Raw genomic sequence first — 23775 nt, forward strand, 5'->3', positions numbered from 1 at the left:
CGATAACTATTTCTCAAATCACCTCACATTCGCCATTCTTGCGATCATTTTAAAGGACGGTATCCATGGTTGGTGATTTGGAGGGGTTGTTCGTTGTTTCCGTCGAACAGGCGGTGGCGGCCCCTTATTTGACAGGCAGACTGGCGGAGGCCGGTGCCCGTGTCGTGAAGGTCGAACGCCCGGAAGGCGACTTCGCCCGGAATTACGATCACCTCGTCCATGGGGAAAGCGCCTATTTCGTCTGGCTGAACCGCGGGAAGGAATCGGTGTGTCTGAACCTGAAGGACGCCGCCGACGCGCAGCTCATGCATGCAATGATCGCGAAGGCCGATATCTTCGTCCAGAATCTGGCCCCCGGCGCCATAGAAAAGCTGGGCTTTGCCGCCGACGCGCTGCGGAAAAAGAACCCGCGTCTGATCACCGTCTCGATTTCCGGTTACGGCGATAACGGCCCCTATCGGAACTACAAGGCCTATGACCTGCTGATTCAGGCGGAAAGCGGCTTATCTTCGATCACCGGCAATCCGGCGGGCTCGGCGCGTGTTGGTGTTTCGGTTTGCGATATTTCCGCCGGGATGACCGCACACCAATCCGTTCTTCAAGCGTTGTACGCGCGCGAACGCACCGGCAAAGGACGCCACATCGCGGTATCGCTGTTCCATGCGCTGGGCGACTGGATGAACGTGCCATATCTGCAATATGTCTATGGCGGCAAGACCCCGGACCGCCCCGGATTGAACCACCCGACCATCGCACCCTATGGCGCCTATCCAACGCGCGACGGCAAGGAAATCCTGATTGCCATTCAGAACGAACGGGAATGGGTCGTTTTCTGTGACACGATCCTGGGACAGGCGTCAGTCGCCACGGATCCGCGCTTTTCCAGCAACAGCAACCGCGTCGCGAACCGCCCAGCCTTAAATGAAATCGTCACCGCCGCCTTCGTGCAGCACGATCAGGATGTGCTGGCGGACATGCTACTGAAGGCCCGCATCGCTTTCGGGCGGATCAACGGCATGGAGGATCTGCAATCCCATCCGCAAAATCGGTATGTCGACGCCGAAACGCCGACCGGCCCGGTCCGGCTGCTCGCTCCCGGCGCCCTGGTGGACGGAAACTCGCCGGAATTCGGACCGGTCCCGGCCCTTGGCGAACATACCGATGCGGTGAAGCGAGAATTTTCCTAACCCCCGCTTCACGCGCGCGTTGCCGTTCTATCAGCCTACCAGTTCTTCAAACAAACGCGCCACGGCTTCCGCCCCCGGATCGTTATGGCCGATCAGATTTTCCGCTGAAATATAGCTCGCTCGTCCGGCGCGGGCCTTGTCGATCTTCGCCGTCGCATCCGCACCGGCGCGTGCCGCCGTGGCCGCCGCCGCAACACCGTCCGATAGCGCGTCCAAGGCAGGCGCAAGAGCGTCGATCATGGTCCGGTCGCCGGGTGCGGCGCCACCGACTTCCTGAATACGCTGCAATCCGGCTTTCAGCGCCCCGATCATGTCCTGACCGTTCGCGGAGGCATCGCCCGCCGCCGCAAAGAAGATCGCCAGCAATACACCGGACGACCCGCCCATGGTCTGGCTCAATTCCAACCCGATGGCCCGATACAATTGCGTGGTATCGGCCTGCGGCAAGCGGTCGAGCGCTTGGATCAAGGCACGTGCCGCCGTGGCGAGCGTGCTTCCCGTATCGCCGTCCCCGGATTTCTGATCCAGGGCATTCAGGTCCGACTCTGCCGCAATGAGAATGCGACAGCAGCGTTCGATGAAATCGCGACTTTCCGCGTTTTGGGAGGGCATCGGCGCGATCGGTGCCAACCCGTCCGGCAGCGGCAGGACAGCCACCTGTCCCACCGCATGACAACCGGGCCATGCGGTCGGCGCGACCGGGGACAGCAACGCGCTTTCCTCCGCCTTGCCGACCGGCAGCAGAGAGATTGAAAAGCCGCGCATATCAAGGGAGGTCATCATCGGCGCCGGGCCGATCATCCACCGAATTTGCCCGCCGATACGGGATTTGTGCAGTTCTTCCGCCAGCACCGCCATTTCAAGGGGCGTCGTGCTGCCCAGATTGTTGACCAGGGCGACATGCGGGCCGGGACCGATATGCGGCGCCAGCTTTTCGACGACCATGTCCATGGCGTCCTTCGCATTGGCGAAATCGACCTGTTCAACGCCGGGTTCGCCGTGAATGCCCAGTCCCAGTTCGGCTTTCCCTTCCGGAATGCGGTTGTCCTTGGGCGACCCCGGAATGGTGCAGGAATCCAGGGACATACCGATAGAGGAAACACCCGCGATGACCTTCGCAGCAGTACTTGTCACTGTGTCAAGGTCCGCTCCCTGCTCCGCCAAAGCCCCCGCGATCTTATGAACGAACAGGGTTCCCGCAACACCGCGCGCCTGCGGCAGGTCGGGCAACGCCACGTCGTCATCGATGATGACCATATTGACCTTCAGCCCCTGGGCACGGGCGCGTTCCGCCGCCAGCCCGAAGTTCAGTCGATCCCCGGTATAGTTCTTTACGATCAGAAGGCACCCCGCCTTCCCCGTTACGGCAAGAATACCCGCCAGAACCGCATCCACCGACGGGGAGGCAAAGACCTCGCCACAGACCGCCGCGGTCAGCATCCCCTGCCCGACGAACCCCGCATGGCTGGGCTCATGCCCCGATCCGCCGCCGGAAACGAGCGCAACCTTCGACCGATCCCAATCGGTTCGGACGACGACCTTGATATGCGGATACCCGTCCAGACGCGCCAAGCGACCGCCCGCCGTTCTCAACGTTCCGTCGATCGCTTCGGTAACCAGGCTTTCCTTGGTATTGATGAATTGTTTCATGACGGTTCTCCCTAAACGATCCGCGCGCCATCGGCGTCGAAATACAAGGCGTCGCGCGGTTGAATGGCGATCCGTTCGCCGGGTTCAAGCGCGGTGTGGGGGTCAGTCAGGGTCACGATAGCGTGCCCGTCCATGGTCAGGTGCAGTCGCGATTGATCGCCCAAATGTTCCACCCGAACAACCTCCGCCGGTTTGCCTTCTCCTTGACGGATATGTTCGGGACGCAGGCCTATGGTGGTCGCGCCGGACGGCGCGCCCGCGAAGATATCGGCGGGCAACAGATTGATGCGCGGCTGCCCCAAACGACCGGCGACATAGATGCTTTTCGGGCTTTCGTAGATTTCCCGCGGCGATCCGAACTGTACCAGCCCGCCCTTGTCCAGAACACCGACATGGGTCGCCATGGTCATCGCTTCGATCTGGTCATGGGTCACGTACAGGATGGTCGCGCCCAGGCTAGCCTGAATGCGTTTCAATTCGATACGCAGATCGGATCGCAGTTTGGCGTCTAGGGAACTTAACGGTTCGTCCATCAGGTAGACCGACGGTTCACGGACCAGGGCGCGCCCAATCGAAACCCGCTGCATCTCCCCGCCGGAAAGCGCCGTCGCCTTGTTGTCCAGCTTATGCGCGATATGCAGTACCTCCGCCACGTCCTGAACCTTGCGCTTAATTTCGGCTTCCGGCGTTTTCAGGATGGGCGAGCGCAATGGGAAGGACAGATTGTCCCGCACCGACATATGCGGATAAAGCGAATATTGCTGAAACACCATCGCGACATTGCGCTGTGCCGGGGTATAGCCGACGACGGAATGGTCACCGATCCGGATATCCCCGCCATCCGGCGTTTCCAAACCGGCGATCAGGCGCAGGGTCGTCGTCTTGCCCGCCCCGGTCGGTCCCAGCAGGACGACGAAGGATCCGTCCTCCACATGCATGGAAACGTCGTTGACGGCGGTGATCGATCCGAATTTCTTTGTGACGTTCGACAGGAAGACATCAGCCATGGGACAGCACTCCCTCGTTCAGGGCCGAGCGGATCGCCCGACCGGACTGATTGTCGAACAGGGTCGCCGTCGTCCCGTTGAAGGACAGGCCGACCTTGTCCCCGACTTTCGCGATTTGATCCGACGATATACGCGCCTTCACCTCGCCGTTGCTGGTCGAGAGGGTGACGATCTGGGTCGTGCCCAGATATTCGGTCGCGATCACCTCGCCCCGATATCCGGCGGCATCGTCCAGCCGGATATGTTCCGGCCGAATGCCATAGACCATGTCGCCGTCAAACGCCTCCCGCAGTGCCGGGATTTCGACCGCTTCGCCATGCAGATGCGCCGTGGTTGCACCGACGTCCAGGCTTTCATGAAACCGTAGAAAATTCATCGGCGGGGAGCCGATAAAGTCCGCGACGAACATGGTCGCGGGTTTGTCGTAAATATCCTGCGGCGCGCCGAATTGTTCGATGACGCCGTGATTCATCACCACGATCTTGTCGCCCATCTGCATGGCCTCCAACTGATCGTGCGTGACATAGACCGTCGTCGCCCCCATCCGGTCGTGAAGCGCGCGCAGTTCTTCGGCCATATGCTCCCGGAATTCCGCGTCGAGCGCGCCCAGGGGTTCGTCCATCAGGAAGCATTTCGGGTCACGGACAATAGCTCGGCCGAGGGCGACGCGCTGCCGGTCACCGCCGGAAAGCCCACTGACCGAAGAATTCAGAATATCCTCAATCCCCAAAATGCGCGCGACTTCCGCCACCTTTTCCTTCACCTGCGCCTTGGGCATGCCCTGGCTGACAAGGGGGTAGCTGATATTCTTGCGCACATTCATATGCGGATAGAGGGCGAACATCTGAAAGACGAAGGCGATGTCGCGCTGGCTGGCCGGTTTCTGCCCGACCTCCTGCCCATCGATGTAAATTTCGCCCGACGTCGGAAGCTCCAGCCCCGCGATCATGCGCAGCGTCGTGGTCTTGCCGCAGCCCGACGGTCCCAACAGCATGAAGAACTCCCCATCCTCGATCTTGAAGGACGAGGATTGGACCGCCGTGAAGCTGCCGAATTCCTTGCGCAGGTTTTTGATTACGATTTCGGCCATGACATCACTACTCGGGAAAATGGCTGACGACGATGAACATCACCGTGCCGACCAACAGGACAAAGAAGGAATAGGTATAGGCGACCAGTGCGAAGGGCTGCATCAGCATCACCACGCCAAGCGCGATCAAGATCGATGCCAGCATTTCCCATGGCCCCCGGCGCAGACGGATCAGCCCTTTGATTTGGGTTTTGAAGAAGTCGATGATCATTTGCGCACCGCCCCGAACGTGATCCCGCGCAACAGGTGTTTGCGCAACAGAATGGTGAAGACCATGACCGGCAGAAGGAACAGGGTCGCCCCGGCGGCAACGGCCGGCCAATCCTGGCCGCCGACCCCGATGATGGTCGGGATGAACGGCGGGGCCGTCTGCGCCGTACCGGATGTCAGCAACACCGCGAAAGCATATTCGTTCCAGGCGAAGATCAGGCAGAAGATGGCCGTCGAGGCGATCCCCGTCGCAGCCTGCGGTAACACGACCTTGTAGAAGGCCTGAAACCGCGTATAGCCGTCGATCAGGGCCGCTTCCTCATATTCGCGAGGAATTTCGTCGATAAACCCTTTCAGCAGCCAGACCGCCAGAGACAGGTTCACCGCCGTATACAGCAGAATCATCCCCGCATGAGTGTCCGACAGCCCGAGAGACCGGAACATCAGGAAGATTGGAATCGCCACGGCAATCGGCGGCATCATGCGGGTCGACAGGATGAAGAACAGCAAATCGTCCTTCAGCGGCACCTTGTACCGGGAAAAGGCATAGGCCGCCAACGTCCCCAGAAAGACCGACAGGAAGGTCGATCCAAACCCGATGATGATCGAATTCAGGAACCGTTCACCGTATCGCGACGGACCGACGACCACCATGTCGTATTTCCGCACGATCTCGTCATACCAGGTTTCCGGCGGGTTTTCGGCCAGATAATCCGGCGTCTGCCGCGTCCGCGTCGTGAACAGATTCACATAGCCTTCCAGGGTCGGCTCGAAGACCGCCTTCGGCGGATAGGCGATGGCGTCGGACGGCGATTTGAAGCCGGTGGCGATGATCCACAGCAATGGCAGCAACGTGACAAGGGCATAGGTCACCACCAGGATACCGGCGATCCATTTCTGCCCGCGCGACGGCTCTGTTACGGAAAAGCCGCTCATCTTTCCTTCACCTTATTCAACGCTTTCACATAGATGGAAGCGAGCCCGAACACGGTGACGAACAGGATGATCGCATAGGCGGATGCGTAGCCCGTGCGCCATTTTTCAAACGCCTCCCGTTTCAGGTTGATGGATGTCAGTTCCGTCGTCGACCCCGGCCCGCCGCCGGTCAGCTGCACGACGAGGTCGAACATCTTGAAATTCTCGATCCCGCGGAACAGGACGGCCAGCATCAGGAAGGGCAGCACCATCGGCACCGTGATCGTCCAGAACTGCCGCCATTTAGACGCCCGGTCGCATTCCGCGGCCTCATAAATCGAATCCGGGATGGATCGCAGCCCCGCAAGGCAGATCAGCATCACGAAGGGCGTCCACATCCAGGTATCGACGATGACGATGGACCAGGGGGCCAGGGATACCTCCCCGATCATGGAGAAACTGGACGGGTCTGCGCCGGTCAGGAAGGCGATGGCGTAGTTGAACAGGCCGATCTGCGGCTGATACAGGAAGGTCCAGAAGTTCCCGACAACGGCCGGCGACAGCATCATCGGCAACACGATGATCGTCGTCCAAAGATCGTTGCCCTTGAATTTGCGGTTGATCAGCCAGGCGAGCGCGAAGCCGATCAGCACCTGAAAGAACAGCGTCCAGAATAGGAAATGCGCGGTCGCCTGCATCGTCAGCCAGATATCGCTGTCCGTCAGGATGCGTTCGTAATTGCGCAGTCCGACGAATTTCGTTTCCAGATTGGCTCGATTGACGCGGAAATTCGTGAAGCTGAGGCGGATCGTCCAGATCAGCGGGAAGATATTGACCGCCAGCAGCAGGAAGATCGTCGGGGCCACGAAGATCCAGGCAATCGTCTTATCCGATAGCCCTTTGATCTGTCGTGCCAATTTCGGCGGCGTCGCATTGGCTGCGCGCTCCATCACTGTCCCGGACATGAGACTGGTACCTCATTCGCTTCGAAGAAGAGACGCGGGGTCCCGGCGCCCGCCGGGCCCCGCGCGAGTTTACACGATCTACTTGGGCTTGAGATCGTGTTCGGTGGTCTTACATCTTGCCTTCGTCTTCGAAGGTTTCGGTCCAGTCTTGCACCAAACCGTCAAGCGCTTCCTTTGCCGTGCCCTGACCGGCGATCACGTAGTCATGTACGCGCTTCTGCATCGCCAGCAGCAGGTCGGCATAGGCCGGTTCCGCCCAGAAATCCTTCACGATCGCCATGGAGTCGAGGAAGGTCTGCGCATAAGGCTGGCTGGAGGCGAAGCCCGGGTCTTCCACGACCGCGCGCAGCGCCGAATAGCCGCCCAGTTCCCACCATTTCGCCTGAATTTCCGGTTGCGCGAACCATTTGATGTATTCGAGCGCCGCATCCTGGCTGTCGGAATAGGACACGACCGAAATCCCCTGCCCGCCGAGCTGCGCGAAGTGGCCGCCGGGTCCGGCCGGGTTCGGGAAATAGCCGGATTTGTCACCGCCGACATTCGCATCGGCGTTCACGCCCGGCCAGATGAAGGCGAAGTTCATCTGTAAGGCGACCTGACCGGACTTATAGGCGTCGATATCTTCCGACATGTACCAGTCGGACGAGCCCGGAGGCGTGCAGCAATCGTACAGCGCCTTATAAAATTCGAGACCTTCAACGGCACCCGCCGAGTTCACGAACCCTTCCAGGTCATACGGCTTGTTCGGGTTTTCGTATTCGAACCCGTAGTTATAGAGGGCGTTGGTCACACCCATCGTGATCCCTTCCGAACCGCGTTCGGTATAGATCGCGGCGCCATAAACCGTCGTACCGTCGATTTCACGGCCCTGGAAGAATTCGGCGATATCCTTCAATTCCGCCAGGGTTTTCGGCGGCTCCAGCTCACGGCCGTATTTTTCCTTATATTCCGCCCGCAGTTCCGGACGGGAGAACCAATCCTTGCGATAGGTCCAACCGACAACGTCACCGAAGGCCGGAAGGGCCCAGTAATTCGGCGTGTTCTTCGGCCATTCGGAATACCCCGTCACCGTCGCCGGGATGAAGTCGTCCATCGTGATCCCTTCTTTATCGAAGAAATCGTTCAGCTTTATGTAATGGCCGTTTTCCGCGGCGCCGCCGATCCACTGGCTGTCGCCGATCATCAGATCGCACAGCTGACCGCCGGAGTTCAATTCGTTGAGCATCCGGTCTGCGAAATTCGGCCACGGCACGAATTCGAAGCTCATCTTATGACCGGATTTGGCTTCGAAATCCTTCGACAGCTCGACCAGAGCGTTCGCCGGATCCCAGGCCGCCCAGCACAGGGTCAGGTCGTCGGCCTTCGCGGAAGGCGCGGCGAAACCGCAAGCCGCCGCCAGCGTGGCAACGGCAAGTATCTTGGTGCTCTTCATTGGGGTCTCCTCTCCCTGCGGGTCATGATTGCCCGCAGCCTCCTTTTTATCTGATAGAGGAGTCATAAATGAGGTACGTACCTCTTGTCAAGAAAACGAAACATGACGCCACCGTTTTCCCAGAAAACAGCAACTTTCTTACAATCGGAAGAGACGCTTAATAGGGAAGATTTTCGCGCAGAACGATCTCGATTCGGATACGTTCCTGCGCATCGTAAATCGGCTGCTGGTCGCACAAACCGCGCAAAACACGAATGGCGCTACGCACCAAATGACCGACATTTTGCGTAATCACCGCGGCAACTTCGTTATCGACCAGGGCTTGGCGGACGGCCGGGGTCAGCTCATGCATGATCACGGTCAGGTCGGAGAGCCTGCCCGTTTCACGCAGCGCCGACAGGACCGCCGTATTCCCGAACCCCATCGAATACACGCCGACAAGATTTGGACGGGTCTTCACCACATCCTTGATGACGTCCGGCAGCCGGGCCGGATCGTCAAAGGATTCGACCGTCGGCAGGACCGATAATTTCGGAAATCCTTCCGCGACAACGGCATCGAACCCCAACCGGCGCTCCAAGCTATCTCGGGATCGCAGGGAATTCGTCACGACCAGCACCTCCCCGCCCCCCGGCAGGAACCGGCCCATCAGTAGCCCCGCCGTGCGTCCGGCGGCAATGCTGTTCACCCCGACGAAATAGTCCCGCGTCGAATGCGGCAGATCCGACACCATGGTGACGACCGCCAGACCTTCTTCCTTCAAATGGGAAATGGCATCGCGAATTTGCGGGGTTTCCGGGACCATCAACGCAACGCCGTCATAGCGCGCGGCGTTGATCGTTTGCAGCGACCGGACGACGGCATGCGGGTCATAGGACGGAACCGTCAGAACCTTGATCGCGACCCTGTCGACCAATTGGGAGGAGACGACCTCCCCCAGTCCGGCCTTTACCGTATCGGTGAACTGGCTGGGCCCCTCCGGCAGCACGAAGGCAAAACGATAGAGCTTCTGACGCGCAAGGTTGGCGGCATTGGTATCGCGGACATAGCCGATCTTCTCGACAGCGGCTTGAACCTTGGCGATAGTCTTTTCCCGCACGCCGGGACGGGCATTGAGAACCCGGTCCACCGTCGCCAGACTGACCCCCGCCTCTTTCGCAATATCATGGACGGTGGGCTTAACCATCGTCACCCTTTCAGACGAAAATACCGCTATCTATCTGATTTACGTACATCATCGTAAATTCTTTATACGTTGCGATCAAGGTCGGCAGAAAATCGACGTGGAAAGTCGGAAAAGAAGAAGGTGGCGGTCCCTGCAGGACTCGAACCTGCAACCGTCCGCTTAGAAGGCGGGTGCTCTATCCAGTTGAGCTAAGGGACCGTATGGGACGCAGACTTAAATTAGTGCGTCCAGGGACGGCGCCGGTCATAGGCGAAATTATCGGCATAGGCCTTCGGCTTGATCCGGCGGGATTTCGGCTTTTCCACGGTGTAGGAATAGCCCTGCTTCTTGGCGTAGGCCACGGCCTCTTCTTCCGTTTCGAAGGACAGGCGCACCTGTTTGCGCGTATCGGCGGACCCGACCCAACCCATCAGCGGGTCCGGGCGGCTCGCATCGGTCGGCTCGAATTCCACGATCCAGTCTTTCGTCTTCCCACGGCCGGACTGCATCGCGGTTTTGGCGGGTTTGAAAATCCTGACTTCCACGGTTTTCCTCCGACTGTTCGGGCAAAGGATCGATTACATGCGTGCGTTTAGCATGTCCCCGCCCGGTTTTACAGACAGTAACGTGCTGGACGAACGCCCATTTCGTGCATTTTCCCTACCCCCATATTCCGGGCCGCGCAAGCGAGTGACACTTTCGAGCCTAAATTTTCAGGGTGACAAGAACCGCAAATCTATTTATTTTGAGTGAGCGTTTAAAAAAATGAAGGAGTGGGACGATGACTCGCCCCCTAACCGCCGAGGAAAAACAATTGAGCACGGTTCCCAACGAATGGGACCGCAGCGGACTGCCCGCCTGGACCTATTACAGCGAGGAGCTGAACACCGTCGAAAAGGACGCGCTGTTCCGTCGTCACTGGCAAATCGCCTGTCACGTGAACGACGTTCCCGATCCGGGAAGCTTCATGACCTTCGACATGTGCGGCGACCGCGCCGTCATCATGCGCGGCAAGGACGGCGTCGTCCGCGCCTTCCACAATCTGTGCCGCCATCGCGGATCCCGCGTCGTCGCAGAGGACAAGGGCGTCTGTAAGCATGTCATGACCTGCCCCTTCCATGGCTGGACCTATAATCTGGACGGCACATTGCGCAGCCCGGCCATCCCGGAAAGCCTGCCGAAGCTCGACCCCGTCGAACATGGTCTGAAGCCGATCGAAATGGAAATCTGGAAGGGTCTGGTTTTCATCCGTTTCCAGACCAGCGATCAGCCCTCTATCGCCGAAATGATGGCGCGGCATGAAGATAAGCTGAAAGACATCGACCTGGAAAACTGGGTCCCTGCCGATGGCACGCGCTCCGAACACGAAATGGCCGTGAACTGGAAATCGGTGCGTGACGTCGACAATGAAGGATACCACGTCTCCATGGCCCACCCCGCCCTACAGGAACTGTATGGCGGCGGCTATTGGGACGAACCGCTGCAAAACGGCACCAGCGTTTCCTATGGCATCCTGAACGACCATCCGGGCCGCACCTGGAGCGTCCGGCACTATAAGAAGCTTCTGTCCGCCGTCCCGGAAATCCCGGAAGACCAGAAGAAGATGTGGTTCTATATCGGCATTTTCCCGAACAACGTGATCAGCTTCTATCCGGGCATGATCAACTATTATCAGGAATTCCCGATATCGGCCCGGCGCACGATCCAACGGTCGGCCACCTATTGCGCAGCACCGGACTCCCAGACGATGAAGCAGTTGATCTTCCTAACGGGCCGGATCGACGATCAGACCTATGAAGAAGATACGCAGTTGATCGAATGGTCCTGCGAAGCGACCGAGTCGAGCGCGTATGACGGAATTATTTTGTCGGACCGCGAATACAATGTACGCTCTTGGCATGATGGCTTCCGGGCCAAGGTTCCCGTCCTGAATCTGGACAGCGAACCCGCCCCGAACACTGTCTCGACGGTAAACAAGGAAATGACAGCGTCACGCGACGTGGCGGCCGAATGACCGTCGAACCGGCACGATCCTCCCCGCTAGAGGGAGGACGGCCGGAAGGGGAGCGCATGTACCGCGAAAGCGGGTATCTGGAGAGGCTTTAGGGGAGGCACAGGATGCCTGAGGAATGCTGTAGCCGAAATTCCGTATGCGCACACGGAAGGAGGCTCCAACGGTGACAACGACGCAATTCACGCGACTGATGCGTAGCGAAGGGATGCGTGGCTTCACCTTGATGAGCCCCACCCTGATATACGCGCTCCTCCTCCTCGCCATTCCCATCGGCGTCATTATTACCTTCAGCTTCTGGACGCAGCACTACCTCGACTTCGATACGACGCTAACGCTCAAGAACTATGCGATTATCTGGGAAAAGCCGATCTATCAGACGCTGCTTTTCCGGTCTTTGATCGTCGCTGGAACCGTAACCCTGGTTACCGTCGTCCTGGCCTATCCGATCGCCTATTTCGTCGCCTTCCGCGTGCAGGATCACAAGGCGATCTGGATCTTCCTGATCACCATCCCATTCTGGACCAGCTATCTACTCCGTATTTTCGCCTGGAAGCTCGTGTTGGGCTATGACGGGTTGATCAACTCGACGCTGATCAATCTGGGCCTGATCGACGAGCCGCTCAGTTTCATTCTCTACAACATGAATGCCGTCATTGTGACGCTGTCGCATGCCTGGCTGCCCTTCGCGATCCTGCCGATCTATGTGTCGCTGGAAAAGATCGACCGCAGCCTGCTGGAGGCGGCGACAGACCTGGGCGACAAGCCGCTGATGCGGTTCCTGCGGGTCACCCTGCCCCTTTCTCTTCCCGGCGTGATCGCGGCGACGCTTGTCGTGTTCATCCCGACGGTCGGCGACTATGTGACGCCGAAGCTGGTCGGTGGGAAGGACGGGGTGATGATCGCGAACTTCATCCAGATTCAGTTCGGTAAAGCGAACAACTGGCCGCTGGGTGCGGCCCTTGCCATCACCGCGATGGTCTGCGTGACCGCCGTCGCCGTATCGGTGGCCGGTTTCATCAAGTTCATCGGCTCACGGATTCGATAGGCGGGGAGACACGATCATGAAATTCCGTTTCCTGACCCTCTATGCCGTCGTCTTCATGTTCATTCTGTATCTGCCGGTGTTGCTGCTGCCGCTGTTTTCCTTCAACGACAGCACCATCGTCGCCTTCCCCATCAAGGGTTTCACCACGCATTGGTACGAAACTCTGTTGAAGGAAGAACCGATGCTTCTGTCCTTGGTCAACAGTCTGAAGGTCGCCTGTGCAACGGCGTTCTTCTCCACGCTGCTGGGCATTTGCGGGGCGCGGGCCGTCACGCGGTACAATTTCTTCGCCAAAAAAACGATCACCGCCTTCGTCATGCTGCCGCTGGTCCTACCGGAAATCATCATCGCGATATCGCTTTTGGTCGTGTTGCTGCGCATGGGGTTCGACCTGTCGCTGTTCAGCGTCACGCTGGGCCACATCCTGATGACGGTTCCCTTCTCCATAGCCGTCTTGATATCCAGTTTCGAAGGTTTCGACAAAAGCCTGGAAGAGGCCTCAATGGATTTGGGCGAAGGGCCGCTGATGACCTTCTTCCGCGTGACCCTGCCGATGGTTGCACCGGGCATCGTGTCCAGCCTGCTGATCACCTTCACGATCTCGCTGGACGAGTTCATCGTCGCCTTCTTCCTCAGCGGGACCGAACCGACCCTGCCGATCTATATCTGGGGCCAATTACGCTTCACGGCGAAACTGCCGACCGTGGTCGCGCTGGGAAGCTGCCTGCTGATTTCGTCCTTCCTTCTGCTCTGGATGGCGGAATTCTTCCGTCGCCGCGTCCAGAAACGCACCGGTATTAAGGAGAGCGTATTGTGAGTGCTGCCAACTCTTCAAACTCCCGCCCCATGATCCGTGTCGATCAGGTCTGGCGCCGTTTCGGCGATTTCGCGGCCCTGGACGGGGTCAGCCTCGACATTAAAAGCGGCGAATTCTTTTCCCTTCTAGGCCCGTCCGGATGCGGCAAGACCACCCTGTTGCGTCTGATTGCCGGCTTCGACGATCCGACGGAAGGCGAAATCTTCATCGACGACCAGCCGATGTCGGGCGTTCCGGCGAACCGGCGGCCGACGAATATGGTCTTTCAATCCTATGCGATCTTTCCGCATCTGACGGTGGCGCAGAATGTCGCCTATGGCCTGCGCCGCCAACGTCTATCCTCGACGGAACGGGACAAGCGGGTTCAGGACTCCTTGGATCAGGTCGGTCTCGGCCATCTTGGCGCCCGACGCGCGAACGAATTGTCCGGCGGTCAGCGGCAACGCGTCGCCCTGGCCCGCGCCCTGATCATGCGCCCGAAGGTCCTGCTGTTGGATGAACCGCTCTCGGCGCTGGACAAGAAACTGCGCGAGCATATGCAGGTCGAATTGCGCCAGCTGCAACGTCAGGTCGGCATCACCTTTATCCTGGTCACCCACGATCAGGAAGAGGCTGTGACCATGTCTGACCGGATCGCCGTCATGTTCGGCGGCAAGATCGCCCAATGCGATACGCCGGAGCAAATCTATCAACATCCGAAGACCCGCAATGTTGCGGATTTCATCGGCGGGATGAACTTTATCGAGGCGAACCTGCTGGACCAGACCAACGGCCATGTCACGATCGACTCCTCGATTTTCGGTAAGGTGCAGATCAACAATCCGCACGGCGTTACCTTTGGGTCCAGCTTCTCCGTCGGCGTTCGCCCGGAACGCATCACGCTGATGATCGATTCCAACCAGGAAGCCGAACGGGTCATCGAAGGTCGGATCGCCGGGGCGTCCTATTACGGGGACATGACCTATTATTCGGTCGCCGTGCCGGGCCAGGACGAACCGATTACGGTTTCCATGCGCAATACGGTCGGTCGCCGAATCCTGGCGGAAAATGAGCCCGTCCGGATCGGCTGGGGACCGGAAAGCCTCGTGCCGCTGGCTTAACGTCGATCGATCAGGGTTTCCAGGCGCGGAAATGGTGCGGACAGTGCTCGCCGCTGTCCAGCACCCGGATCATGCTCTCCCAAAGATCAGCCATATGCGCGACGCCGTCGACGCCGAGCGCCGACTCGAACCGCGCCCGATCCTCACCGCGCAGGCGCGCCAATTCCTTCGGCGCGATCGTCTTGTACCAGGGGTTGCGGTTGGTCAGCGCCACGTTCAGGAACCCTGCCCCTTCCAGCGCCTTTCGGTAGCGGCCGGGCGACGCCATGCCGAAACCCAAGTCTTCCTTGCGGATATAGTCCGCCATTTCCGGCGACGGGTCCCCATCATGGGAAATCAGCCAATCCGATGCGGCGAAACATCCGCCGGACCGTAAAACCCTGAAGGCATCTGCGGACAGGGTTTCCTTGTCCGGGATATGCACGATGGAATCCTTGCTGAAGACGATATCGACCGATCCGTTTTCCAAGGGCATCGGCCCCGGCTCCACCTGCCGGATTTCGACACGGTCCGAAACCCCAGCCTGGTCAGCGCGACGTCTGGCATGGGCGCAGACGGGTGCTTCCACATCAAGGCCGATGACGCGCGCCGCGCCATAATCCCGCGCCAGTCGCACGGCGACCCCGCCCGTCCCACAGCCGATATCGACTATGGTTTTCCCGGTCAGGTCCAATCCGTCGAGGATGCGGTTTAATTCCTCCGGGCCACCGGGGGAGAGGAACCCCTCCCCCCACATTTCCTCCAAAAAGGCGATATGCGTTTCGTCATAGAACAAATCGTCGGACATGCTTGCACCTCCAAACGAAAAGGGCCGCCCCCGGAATCGGGAGCGGCCGCTTTCCTAATCATAGTCCAGTTTAGAAGCCGGCTTTGATCTGTTCGAATTCCGCGATCATTTTCTCGCGAAGCTGCGCCGGAACCGGCGCCTGCCACAGGGTCTTGTCCATGAAAGCTTCGACATTGTCGTAGCCCGCACCGGCCAGGACCGCCGGATCGACCTTGTTCAGGCCGGTCTGGCTGGAATGACCATAACCCCAGGCATTGACGATGTAATCGGCCGTACGGTCCTCAAGCCAGGCGTTGATGAAGTCGTACATCTTGTCTTCTTTGCCTTCACCGCTGGCGATATGCGTATAGCCGCAGACCCAGCTGGACAGTCCTTCGTCCGTATCGCGCTTCATGAGAACGTTGTGGCCTTCAGCCTGCATCTGCACGAAGGTTTCGTTCCACGCCCAGGCGATCTGGACCTCACCCGACACCATGGATTGCGCCAGGGTCGCGCCGTCCTGCCAATACAGGCGGACGTTCTGATGAACCTTGCGCAGGAATTCCGACGCGGCCTGGAACTGCTCGTCGGTCGCCGTCGTCCAATCCGTCACGCCGATTGCCAGGAAGGCGAGCGCGTAGGCATCGTCGACATTGTCGCCGATGGAAATCTTGCCCTCATACTTCGGGTCGGCAAAGACCTGAAGGGACTGCACGTCCTCCACCGGGACCGTATCCGCCCGGTAGGTCAGCGCCGTATTGCCCCAGTCAATCGGCAGGAACCAAACGGTGTTGCCGTCATGGAAGCCCGGCATGTCGCGCAAACCAGGGATCAAATTGTCGTAACCGTTAATCTTGGTCGCATCCATGGGCGCCAGCAGTCCGGCGTCTTTCCAACGCACAATGCTCTGCGCGCAGGGATGCGCCAGATCGGCCTTGAAACCGGCCCGAAGCTTCTGGAAGGCTTCTTCCTCGTCCCCGAAGAAGGAGAAGGTCGGCGCGTCGCCGTGCTTCTCGTTGTAACCCAGATAGAAGTTCGGGTCTTCGTAACCGGACCAGTCGAACACGACCAGATCCGGATCCGCCGCCTGCACCCCGCCGGCGAAAACGCCGACGGAAAATGCCGCGACAACAGCCGCAGTTGCTACCTTTTTAACTGTCTCCAATACCATAGTGAAAACTCCCTTGTTATTGGTGGTCGGCCATCCCCAGCCGATGACCGCGATGTTACGCGGCCTGCGGAAACTCCCTGGCGACCTGACGGATCGCTTCTCGGAGAATGTCGAACATGTCGTCAATTTGCGTCTTCGTGATGATCAGCGGCGGCGAGAAAACGCACATATTGGCCATGGGACGAACGATCAGTCCCATTTCCTCGCATTTCTCATCGACCTTGGCGCCGAACTGCTGATCGAGGGCGTAGGAATCACCGTCCCCGGTCACCTTCCCCTGGACGCAGCCGACAAGACCGATTCCGCGCGTATCTCCGACCATTGGCTCATCCCTCAAAGAATGAAGTCGCTCCAGGAAGTATGGAGATATCTCGCGAACATGTTCCAGGATTTTTTCGGTTTCCATGATCTCGATATTCTTCAACGCCGCCGCACAAGCGACCGGATGCCCCGAATAAGTATATCCGTTGTTGAACATCACGCCTTCCTGATCAGGGCCGCTGATCGGATCGACGATGCGGTCGTTGATCAGGCACGCACCGAGCGGAAGATACCCGGACGTGAGGCCCTTAGCGCAGGTGATCATATCCGGTTCGATATCAAATACATCCTTCGACGCGAACCAATGACCCAACCGGCCAAATCCCGTCACAACCTCGTCGGAAATGTAGAGGACGTCGTATTTGCGGCAGACCTCCATGCATCCCTTGTGATAGCCGTTCGGCGGGATGATCACGCCGCCGGACGCCAAGATCGGTTCCGCGATAAAGGCGCCGACCGAATCCGGACCCAGGGCGACAATCGCGTCCTCAAGGTCTTTCACCTTCGCGGCGCACCAGTCGTCCAGGCTCATGCCCTCCGGTCGGATCAGCGGGTTGACGTCGGGCAGCAGATGTACGCGTTCCCGATCGACATCGAGGAAGTTCTTGCCCCGATCGCGCCCCGTGACAGAGGCCGACAGGAAGGTGGAGCCGTGATACGCCTTATCGCGGGAAATTACGGTCTTCTTGTTCGGACGGCCTAAACGGTTGTTGTAGAAATGCATATAGCGAATGGCGGTATCGACCGCCGTCGACCCGCCCGTTGTAAAGAACACGTTGTTCAGACCGCCGGGCGCCAAATCCGCCAGCTTTTTCGCCAAAACCGCCGGGGGCTCGCTGGCCGTATTCCACGGGGAATGGTAGCTGAGGCGCATAACCTGATCCGCGATGGCGTCGGCCATGTCGCGGCGTCCGTATCCGATCTGGGTGCACCACATGCCGCCCGGCCCGTCGATCAGGCGGTTTCCGTGTTCGTCATACACGTAGATGCCTTCGGCACTCGCCGAAATCGTTCGGTCCGCCTGACCGAAGCTGTCCATCCCTTCCCAAGGATGCATGTAGTATTTGTTATCGTAATCTCTAATGGTCTGCGAAGACCTGTTATGCGCCTTCATGACACCTTTCCGATCTTTGAGTTGTGCTTCCCGGTTCGCCATCCGGTCAGTAAAGCGCCGGCGGGGTTGCCGCCCGGCGCGGATAATCGAAGAAACGGCGGTTGACGATCCTGGCGCGTGCCAGTCCCTTCTCCCACTTTCCTTCCTTGTCGCGGTATATTTCGACGAACAGGTCGTCCGTCACACCGATCCCGTAGGGTGCCTTCAACATGGCAAACGCGAGATTGCGTTTGCAGGTCGGCGACCATAGGGCAGAGGTAACGTGACCCGCCTCGACCTTGCCGCGATGATAAACCAACGCGTCGTAAGCCGGTTTGTTGCCGTCAATGTCGAGCCCGACCACCATGTAACGGGGACCGGTCTCCTTTGCTTTCAGGAGGGCGCGACGGCCATTGAAATGCCCTTTCCCGAAATCCACCATCCATCCGAACCCCAGTTCGAACGGCGTCCGCCCGCGGGTCGACCGCAGGGCGTGATGACTTGATTGAAAATCCTTCCCCGGCAGCAGAAGCCCCGCCTCGATCCGGGTCATTTCCACCGCCTCGTATCCGACGGGTTTCAACCCGTGAATACGGCCCGCCGCAAACAGATGCTGCCACAGTGCGGCAGCCTTATCGTTCGGGACCCACAGCTCATAGCCCAAATCGCCGGTGAAGCCGGTGCGCGATACGGTCACGCCATCGTCAAAATGGCGGATATCGAACGGCTTCATCGTCTCAACACCGTTGAAACCCGCCGCTTTCAACACCGCATAGCTGGTTGGTCCCTGCAGCGACAGACCGGCGACGTCCAGACTTTCATCCACGATTTCGACATCGAAGCCCCAGGCAACGTCGTTCAGCCAGGAGAATTGCGGTTCCTGGCAGCACAGACGGAAATCGGTCGCGGTGAAGCGAAACACCGTGCCGTCGTCGATGACATTGCCATCCTCGTCGCACCAGATGGAATAAGCGACGCGATTGTCCCTCATCTTCGCCACATTGCGCGTGACGAGACGGTTCATGACGGTCAGCGCATCAGGCCCGGCAATTCGGTATTTCCGCATCGGGGAAACATCGAAGACGGTCGCCTGATTGCGGATGGCGAAATACTCGCTTTCGATCGATTCAAAATGGCGCGGCGACAGAAAGCCGGCCCAGTCCATCCAGGACTGTTCCAGATTCATGGGGGCCAGGAAGTCATGGAACGGGGTCGGCGACAGGCCGCGCTGCACACCCTTCATCGCGGGTTTCTTGATAACGCTCATGCCGCGGCCCTCTTCTTCAATCCTTTCAACACCTGTCGCGCCGCGTTGCAGCCCGGCAGGCCGGTCACGTCGCCGCCCGGATGGGTCGACGCCCCACACAGATACATGCCGGAAACGGGCATTTCGTATCGATCCATCCCCGGTACGGGGCGCAACATCAGCATCTGGTCGGCGATCAGTTCTCCATGATGCCAATGACCGCCCGGCGCGCCGGTTTCCGTTTCGATATCGACGGGGGTCAAGACTTCCGCTTCCTGAACCGATGCCGTCAGGCCCGGCGCGAATCCTTCCAAGCGATCCAGCACCTTGCTTTCCAGAGTCTTCTTCGCACTGTCCGTCCATCCGCCCTGCAAATCGTAAGGCACGTATTGGACGATCGCGGACAAGGTTGCGCCCATTTCCGCATCGCGGCGGCCCGGCAGGACAATCTCCATAATCGGGGTTTCCGGCATTTCGCCGTATTTTACCGCATTGTAGGTCAGTTCCAGGTCGCCCAAACCTTGCGCGGTGAGGATACGGCCCGACGCCTGCTTGTCGGATACACCGGTAAAGCTTGGCATGGCGGACAGGGACAGGTTGACCTTCGCCGCCGCCCCGCGCGTCCGAATATTGCGGACACGTCGCACATCCTCCGCATCGAACTGGCCGATGCCGGTCAAACGGATCGTCGTCATCGGATCGAGGCTCGACAGGACGCGTCCGCAGGTTATGCGTTCCCCCTCTTCCGTTTCGACGCCGGTAGCCCGGTCGTCCTCGGTCAGGATGGCCGTGACACCGGTCTTGCATCGAATGGTCACGCCGGCAGCGCTCGCGGCCTCCGCAAAAGCGTCGACAACGGTCGCCATCCCACCTTTCGGCACGATACGATTTCCTCCATTCCTCAAGCGCTGCAAAAGCGTCAACACCGTGCCTGGCGCACGCGGACCCTGACGTCCGCCCAGGACCGCGTCGACACCCAAAAGCGCCGCCAGCGGACTGTCGTCCATTTCGTCCAGCACGGTGTCATAAACGTTGGACAGCAAAACACGCATGAATTCGCGGCTATCCACGGCGCCCAAGCGCCGAATACCGAAGGCAAGCCCGGCAAGCCCCACGATTTCCCGCCAATCGCCGCCTTCCAATTGCGGCGGCGGCGCGGCCACAAGCGGCGCCAGCTTGTCGGCAAAGCGGCTCAGACGATCCCGCAGTGCCGTGAAACCCGCGGCATCGGGATGCGCCGCCCCGTCGGCATAGGCGACGCTGGGGCCATCCAGGTAGACATGCCGCCCGTCATCGCTCAACAGCAACGTCGACAGCGGTGCCTCCCGACCCGTCAGACCGTGGCGGGAAAGCCCCAGATCCGAAATTTCCTGACGACCGAGGGCGATGGTCGAATGCGCGTAGCGCGGCACGCTACCTCCGTCCTTGAACCTGGTCACGCCCACGGCCCCACCCGGCTGTGCACCCTTTTCCAGAACCAGAACGGACTGCCCCGCCTTCGCCAACAGCGTCGCCGCGGCAAGGCCGTTATGACCGCCCCCGATGACGATCGTGTCGTATTGCATCAGGCAGCCCTCCCCATAACACCGTTGCCGACGGCGGCACGGCCCATATCACTCAACACTTCGCGCGCGGCATTCGCCCCCGGCGCGGCCATGACGCCGCCGCCCGGATGCGCGGACGATCCACACAAATACAAGCCTTTGATCGGCGACCGATACTGGGCATAGCCAGGGACCGGCCGGTTGAACAAAAGCTGATCGAAAGTCAGTTCGCCCTGGAAGATATTGCCTTCCGTCAACCCGACCTCGTTTTCGATATCCCAGGGCGTGCGGACTTCCATATGGACGATCTTGTCGCGGAAGCCGGGACTGTGCCGGGCGATCTTGTTGATCACCGTATCGGCAAAGGCCTGCCGCGCCGGACCGTTCCAGGACTCGCCGCCCGCCAGTTCATAGGGTGCGTATTGCACGAAAACCGTCATCATATGCTTGCCCGGATGGGTCAGCGTCGGGTCGATCTGGGACGGGATCAGCATGTCGAAATACGGCTCTTCCGACCATTTCCCGACCTTCCAATCGTCATAGGCCCGCTCCAGCTCATCCAGAGATTCGGAGGCATGCATGTCCCCCTGCATCAAGATGGAATTCGGCGGCAGCGCCGGGAAGTCGGGCAGGCTGTCCAAGGCGATGTTCAGTTTCCCGGACGACCCGCGTATCTTGAACCGCTTCACCGCCTTGATGAAGTCGCCGTCCAATTCGCCTTCCTCGACATGTTCCAGGAAGGTCCGGCGGACATCCATATTGGAGACAACGGTCGACGCCTCATACACATCGCCATTGTCCAGCACGACGCCGGAGACCTGCCCGTTCTCCGTCAGGAAATGGTTGATGCCGCTGCCGGTGACGATCTCGCCCCCCGCTTCCATGAAGGCGAGACTCAGCGCCTTGCTGACGCCCCCCATACCGCCACGCGTGAAGCCCCAGGCCCCGATGCTGCCGTCGACGTCGCCCATATAGTGGTGCAGCAGGACATAGGCCGTCCCCGGCGAATAGACGCCCAGACCGGTCCCGATAATGCCGCTGCCCGCGAAATGCGCCTTGAGGACCTCGCTTTCGAAGAATTCGTCCAGGAATTCCCCGACCGACATGGTCCAGAAGCGCAGCATATCGGCCATTTCACGGGCGCCGAGATCGTGGAAGCGTTTCAGCAGGAACATCATTTCCTGCAAATCCTTCGGCCGCATACTGACCGGATCCGGCGGCGTGCGCAGCAGAAGCGGCCGAATGAATCGGCATTGCCGCATGATGTAGCGCGAATACCGGTCATACGCGTCCGCGTCGATCGGGCTATGGCGCTGAATTTCGCGCCGGAACGCGTTGTGTTCCGCATAGGACCCGAAATGATCGCCATTGTTCAGGAAGGTCGCCCCACCCTCATAGGGAATGACCTGAAGGCCGTGCCGGCCAAGTTCCAAATCGCGCGCCACTTCCGGGCGCAGCAGACTGCAAACATAAGAACAATTCGAATAGGTCCAGCCTTCGTGCAATTCCCGACTGACCGCCGCCCCGCCGATATAGTCGTTCTTTTCCACGATCAGGGTTTTCAACCCCGCCTTGGCCAGATACGCCCCGGCCGTCAGGCCGTTATGACCCGCCCCGACGACGATCGCGTCATAACGCCCCGCCTTTCCGTTCTTTCCCGATACTTCGGTCATACGACTGTCCCACGCTCCCAACGCCGTCTCGAACCCTGAGCGCAACGGCCCGGAAATTCGTGATCACAATTTCATTTCAGGATTGAGGCTAGCCGAAGCGCGCAAAACCGTCTATATTTTTTTGAGCGCTTATTTAAAAAAATAAAATCCGTTTTAAGTCACCCCTTGCGCCACAGCGCCGCATCATCGAAAGATGAGGGTGAGAAACAGGAGGAAAACGGAACGCCAATGTCCGACGCGCATGCGAAAAAGCCGCTTGGCAGACCGAAGGGCGAGCAGACGGAAAACGCCGCCAAACGCCGGAAACAACTTGTCGAGGCGGCAATCGATTCGATCGTGACGCACGGCATGTCCGCAACTACCCTCGCCACCGTGTCCAAGGCTGCGGGCCTGTCCCAAGGCGTCGCCGTTTTCTATTTCAAGAGCAAGGAAAACCTGCTCACCGAAACCCTGAAAAAGCATTACGAGGAATATCAAGCGACCTGGAAACGGGCCCAGGCAGACGCGCCGGACGATCCGCTGGAACAGATCATGGCGATCGTCTATGCCGACCTCGACCCGATCATCTGCAACAACCGTAACCTGACGCTTTGGAACTCCTATTGGGGGGAAGCCACGGCCCGCCCGAATTTCGCGGAACTCTGCGACCACTACGACAAGGAACGGTATGACATGCTGGTGTCCTTGTGTCGCGCGGTAGAGGACCAGATGAGCGGCAAGCAATGGGATGCGGTATCCGTCGCCGACACGTTGGATACGCTGACCGACGGATTCTGGATTCGTATCCATATTACCCCGAATTTCATGTCCTTGAAGGAAGCGCGCGGCGTTATTGCCCGCTATCTGGCCACGGTCTTTCCCCAACATGAATCCCGGATTTTCGAATTGGCGCGGGCAGTTTGATCCGATGTCAAATTGACGTGCAAATTGGCCGTATCCATGGCACGTATTTTCCCCATGCACCGGGGGATCGGACATAACAATGACTGGTGGGATCGCGTTTTCCGCGTCCTGCTTGCCTTGCTGTTGGTCTACAGCTTTTCCTCCCCGGCATCCGCCCTTCCGCAGAAAGAAGGGTATATCGCGATCTGCTCCGGTAGCGAGATCCTCTATATCCCGCTTGCCGATGCCGGATTGGAAGACCCGTCGCAGGAAGCGCAGGCGCCGACCTCTTCGCCCTGCCCCTGGTTCACCCAGTTGCACGCACTCGATGCCGCGGACATTGCCGTCGTCGGGCACAGCACCGTCATTTATGACGCATTGCCGATACCGGCGGACGATACCCGACCCGTCGCGCAGCAAATCCCACGCGCCTTCCAGGCAAGAGGCCCGCCCCTCCTCGCCGCTTGATCGCCGTTAAAAAC

General features: G+C 59.3%; 22 protein-coding genes and 1 tRNA gene. 7 read left to right on the top strand and 16 right to left on the bottom strand.

The window, feature by feature from the left end:
• The first annotated feature begins 65 nt into the window (after positions 1-65).
• Complete coding sequence (locus HH303_RS16405; RefSeq protein ID WP_169626468.1) at positions 66-1187, top strand: CaiB/BaiF CoA transferase family protein; 1122 nt, start codon at positions 66-68, stop codon at positions 1185-1187.
• Between the two features lie 30 nt (positions 1188-1217).
• Here the strand turns inward: HH303_RS16405 and HH303_RS16410 are convergent, their stop codons facing one another.
• The 10 genes from HH303_RS16410 to HH303_RS16455 all read right to left on the bottom strand — a co-directional run bounded on the left by HH303_RS16410 (position 1218) and on the right by HH303_RS16455 (position 10166).
• The gene (locus HH303_RS16410; RefSeq protein ID WP_169626469.1) at positions 1218-2837 is read right to left on the bottom strand and encodes a dihydroxyacetone kinase subunit DhaK; all 1620 of its coding nucleotides are present in this window, start codon (positions 2835-2837) and stop codon (positions 1218-1220) included.
• 11 nt (positions 2838-2848) lie between these two features.
• A complete protein-coding gene (locus tag HH303_RS16415) occupies positions 2849-3844 on the bottom strand; it encodes an ABC transporter ATP-binding protein (RefSeq protein WP_169626470.1) in 996 nt (331 codons plus the stop codon).
• Positions 3837-4934: an ABC transporter ATP-binding protein gene (locus tag HH303_RS16420; protein ID WP_169626471.1), complete on the bottom strand. Its 1098-nt coding sequence runs from the start codon at positions 4932-4934 to the stop codon at positions 3837-3839. The genes HH303_RS16415 and HH303_RS16420 overlap by 8 nt, the downstream gene beginning before the upstream one ends.
• Before the next feature lie 7 nt (positions 4935-4941).
• Positions 4942-5145, bottom strand: coding sequence for a hypothetical protein (locus tag HH303_RS16425; RefSeq protein ID WP_169626472.1), 204 nt, complete (start codon positions 5143-5145; stop codon positions 4942-4944).
• Positions 5142-6080 carry a carbohydrate ABC transporter permease gene (locus tag HH303_RS16430; protein WP_169626473.1) on the bottom strand — a complete coding sequence of 313 codons (939 nt, stop codon included), beginning with the start codon at positions 6078-6080 and terminating at the stop codon, positions 5142-5144. Before HH303_RS16430 ends, HH303_RS16425 begins: the two co-directional genes overlap by 4 nt.
• On the bottom strand, positions 6077-7024 hold the full coding sequence (locus HH303_RS16435; protein WP_169626474.1) for a carbohydrate ABC transporter permease: 948 nt from the start codon (positions 7022-7024) through the stop codon (positions 6077-6079). The genes HH303_RS16430 and HH303_RS16435 overlap by 4 nt, the downstream gene beginning before the upstream one ends.
• Positions 7025-7133: 109 nt before the next feature.
• Positions 7134-8456, bottom strand: a complete 1323-nt coding sequence (locus tag HH303_RS16440) for an ABC transporter substrate-binding protein (RefSeq protein ID WP_169626475.1) — start codon at positions 8454-8456, stop codon at positions 7134-7136.
• A 157-nt stretch (positions 8457-8613) separates the two neighbouring features.
• Entirely contained in the window at positions 8614-9642 is a 1029-nt protein-coding gene (locus HH303_RS16445) for a LacI family DNA-binding transcriptional regulator (RefSeq protein ID WP_169626476.1), read from the bottom strand.
• A 121-nt stretch (positions 9643-9763) separates the two neighbouring features.
• Positions 9764-9840, bottom strand: a tRNA-Arg gene (locus HH303_RS16450).
• 20 nt (positions 9841-9860) lie between these two features.
• Positions 9861-10166, bottom strand: coding sequence for an ETC complex I subunit (locus HH303_RS16455; RefSeq protein ID WP_169626477.1), 306 nt, complete (start codon positions 10164-10166; stop codon positions 9861-9863).
• Between the two features lie 236 nt (positions 10167-10402).
• Here HH303_RS16455 and HH303_RS16460 point away from each other — a divergent pair, with 236 nt between their 5' ends.
• The 4 genes from HH303_RS16460 to HH303_RS16475 all read left to right on the top strand — a co-directional run bounded on the left by HH303_RS16460 (position 10403) and on the right by HH303_RS16475 (position 14597).
• Positions 10403-11635, top strand: a complete 1233-nt coding sequence (locus tag HH303_RS16460; protein ID WP_169626478.1) for an aromatic ring-hydroxylating oxygenase subunit alpha — start codon at positions 10403-10405, stop codon at positions 11633-11635.
• Between the two features lie 163 nt (positions 11636-11798).
• Positions 11799-12680: an ABC transporter permease gene (locus tag HH303_RS16465; RefSeq protein ID WP_319637437.1), complete on the top strand. Its 882-nt coding sequence runs from the start codon at positions 11799-11801 to the stop codon at positions 12678-12680.
• 16 nt (positions 12681-12696) lie between these two features.
• Positions 12697-13497: an ABC transporter permease gene (locus HH303_RS16470; protein ID WP_169626480.1), complete on the top strand. Its 801-nt coding sequence runs from the start codon at positions 12697-12699 to the stop codon at positions 13495-13497.
• The gene (locus HH303_RS16475; protein WP_319637438.1) at positions 13494-14597 is read left to right on the top strand and encodes an ABC transporter ATP-binding protein; all 1104 of its coding nucleotides are present in this window, start codon (positions 13494-13496) and stop codon (positions 14595-14597) included. The genes HH303_RS16470 and HH303_RS16475 overlap by 4 nt, the downstream gene beginning before the upstream one ends.
• A gap of 10 nt (positions 14598-14607) precedes the next feature.
• Here the strand turns inward: HH303_RS16475 and HH303_RS16480 are convergent, their stop codons facing one another.
• The 6 genes from HH303_RS16480 to HH303_RS16505 form a co-directional block, all read right to left on the bottom strand.
• Positions 14608-15384, bottom strand: a complete 777-nt coding sequence (locus HH303_RS16480) for a methyltransferase domain-containing protein (RefSeq protein WP_169626481.1) — start codon at positions 15382-15384, stop codon at positions 14608-14610.
• A gap of 70 nt (positions 15385-15454) precedes the next feature.
• Positions 15455-16534: an extracellular solute-binding protein gene (locus HH303_RS16485; RefSeq protein ID WP_169626482.1), complete on the bottom strand. Its 1080-nt coding sequence runs from the start codon at positions 16532-16534 to the stop codon at positions 15455-15457.
• 55 nt (positions 16535-16589) lie between these two features.
• A complete protein-coding gene (locus tag HH303_RS16490; RefSeq protein ID WP_319637439.1) occupies positions 16590-18011 on the bottom strand; it encodes an aminotransferase in 1422 nt (473 codons plus the stop codon).
• A gap of 4 nt (positions 18012-18015) precedes the next feature.
• The gene (locus tag HH303_RS16495) at positions 18016-19215 is read right to left on the bottom strand and encodes an aminomethyltransferase family protein (RefSeq protein WP_227421883.1); all 1200 of its coding nucleotides are present in this window, start codon (positions 19213-19215) and stop codon (positions 18016-18018) included.
• Positions 19212-20759 carry a phytoene desaturase family protein gene (locus tag HH303_RS16500; RefSeq protein ID WP_169626484.1) on the bottom strand — a complete coding sequence of 516 codons (1548 nt, stop codon included), beginning with the start codon at positions 20757-20759 and terminating at the stop codon, positions 19212-19214. The genes HH303_RS16495 and HH303_RS16500 overlap by 4 nt, the downstream gene beginning before the upstream one ends.
• Positions 20759-22411: a phytoene desaturase family protein gene (locus HH303_RS16505; protein ID WP_169626485.1), complete on the bottom strand. Its 1653-nt coding sequence runs from the start codon at positions 22409-22411 to the stop codon at positions 20759-20761. Before HH303_RS16505 ends, HH303_RS16500 begins: the two co-directional genes overlap by 1 nt.
• A gap of 228 nt (positions 22412-22639) precedes the next feature.
• Between HH303_RS16505 and HH303_RS16510 the strand changes: the two genes are divergently transcribed.
• Together HH303_RS16510 and HH303_RS16515 are read left to right on the top strand one after the other, a co-directional pair.
• Positions 22640-23314: a TetR/AcrR family transcriptional regulator gene (locus tag HH303_RS16510; protein ID WP_169626486.1), complete on the top strand. Its 675-nt coding sequence runs from the start codon at positions 22640-22642 to the stop codon at positions 23312-23314.
• 36 nt (positions 23315-23350) lie between these two features.
• Positions 23351-23761, top strand: coding sequence for a hypothetical protein (locus HH303_RS16515; protein WP_169626487.1), 411 nt, complete (start codon positions 23351-23353; stop codon positions 23759-23761).
• Positions 23762-23775: the final 14 nt, after the last annotated feature.

It is taken from the genome of Pacificispira spongiicola (genome assembly GCF_012926505.1).
Taxonomy (GTDB): Bacteria; Pseudomonadota; Alphaproteobacteria; order UBA8366; family Aestuariispiraceae; genus Pacificispira; species Pacificispira spongiicola.

Excerpts from the sequence above, each read along its gene's own strand:
- HH303_RS16405 (WP_169626468.1), top strand. The coding sequence starts at position 66 with ATGGTTGGTGATTTGGAGGGGTTGTTCGTTGTTTCCGTCGAACAGGCG.
- HH303_RS16410 (WP_169626469.1), bottom strand. The coding sequence starts at position 2,837 with ATGAAACAATTCATCAATACCAAGGAAAGCCTGGTTACCGAAGCGATC.
- HH303_RS16415 (WP_169626470.1), bottom strand. The coding sequence starts at position 3,844 with ATGGCTGATGTCTTCCTGTCGAACGTCACAAAGAAATTCGGATCGATC.
- HH303_RS16420 (WP_169626471.1), bottom strand. The coding sequence starts at position 4,934 with ATGGCCGAAATCGTAATCAAAAACCTGCGCAAGGAATTCGGCAGCTTC.
- HH303_RS16425 (WP_169626472.1), bottom strand. The coding sequence starts at position 5,145 with ATGATCATCGACTTCTTCAAAACCCAAATCAAAGGGCTGATCCGTCTG.
- HH303_RS16430 (WP_169626473.1), bottom strand. The coding sequence starts at position 6,080 with ATGAGCGGCTTTTCCGTAACAGAGCCGTCGCGCGGGCAGAAATGGATC.
- HH303_RS16435 (WP_169626474.1), bottom strand. The coding sequence starts at position 7,024 with ATGTCCGGGACAGTGATGGAGCGCGCAGCCAATGCGACGCCGCCGAAA.
- HH303_RS16440 (WP_169626475.1), bottom strand. The coding sequence starts at position 8,456 with ATGAAGAGCACCAAGATACTTGCCGTTGCCACGCTGGCGGCGGCTTGC.
- HH303_RS16445 (WP_169626476.1), bottom strand. The coding sequence starts at position 9,642 with ATGGTTAAGCCCACCGTCCATGATATTGCGAAAGAGGCGGGGGTCAGT.
- HH303_RS16460 (WP_169626478.1), top strand. The coding sequence starts at position 10,403 with ATGACTCGCCCCCTAACCGCCGAGGAAAAACAATTGAGCACGGTTCCC.
- HH303_RS16470 (WP_169626480.1), top strand. The coding sequence starts at position 12,697 with ATGAAATTCCGTTTCCTGACCCTCTATGCCGTCGTCTTCATGTTCATT.
- HH303_RS16480 (WP_169626481.1), bottom strand. The coding sequence starts at position 15,384 with ATGTCCGACGATTTGTTCTATGACGAAACGCATATCGCCTTTTTGGAG.
- HH303_RS16485 (WP_169626482.1), bottom strand. The coding sequence starts at position 16,534 with ATGGTATTGGAGACAGTTAAAAAGGTAGCAACTGCGGCTGTTGTCGCG.
- HH303_RS16490 (WP_319637439.1), bottom strand. The coding sequence starts at position 18,011 with ATGGCGAACCGGGAAGCACAACTCAAAGATCGGAAAGGTGTCATGAAG.
- HH303_RS16495 (WP_227421883.1), bottom strand. The coding sequence starts at position 19,215 with ATGAGCGTTATCAAGAAACCCGCGATGAAGGGTGTGCAGCGCGGCCTG.
- HH303_RS16500 (WP_169626484.1), bottom strand. The coding sequence starts at position 20,759 with ATGCAATACGACACGATCGTCATCGGGGGCGGTCATAACGGCCTTGCC.
- HH303_RS16505 (WP_169626485.1), bottom strand. The coding sequence starts at position 22,411 with ATGACCGAAGTATCGGGAAAGAACGGAAAGGCGGGGCGTTATGACGCG.
- HH303_RS16510 (WP_169626486.1), top strand. The coding sequence starts at position 22,640 with ATGTCCGACGCGCATGCGAAAAAGCCGCTTGGCAGACCGAAGGGCGAG.
- HH303_RS16515 (WP_169626487.1), top strand. The coding sequence starts at position 23,351 with ATGGCACGTATTTTCCCCATGCACCGGGGGATCGGACATAACAATGAC.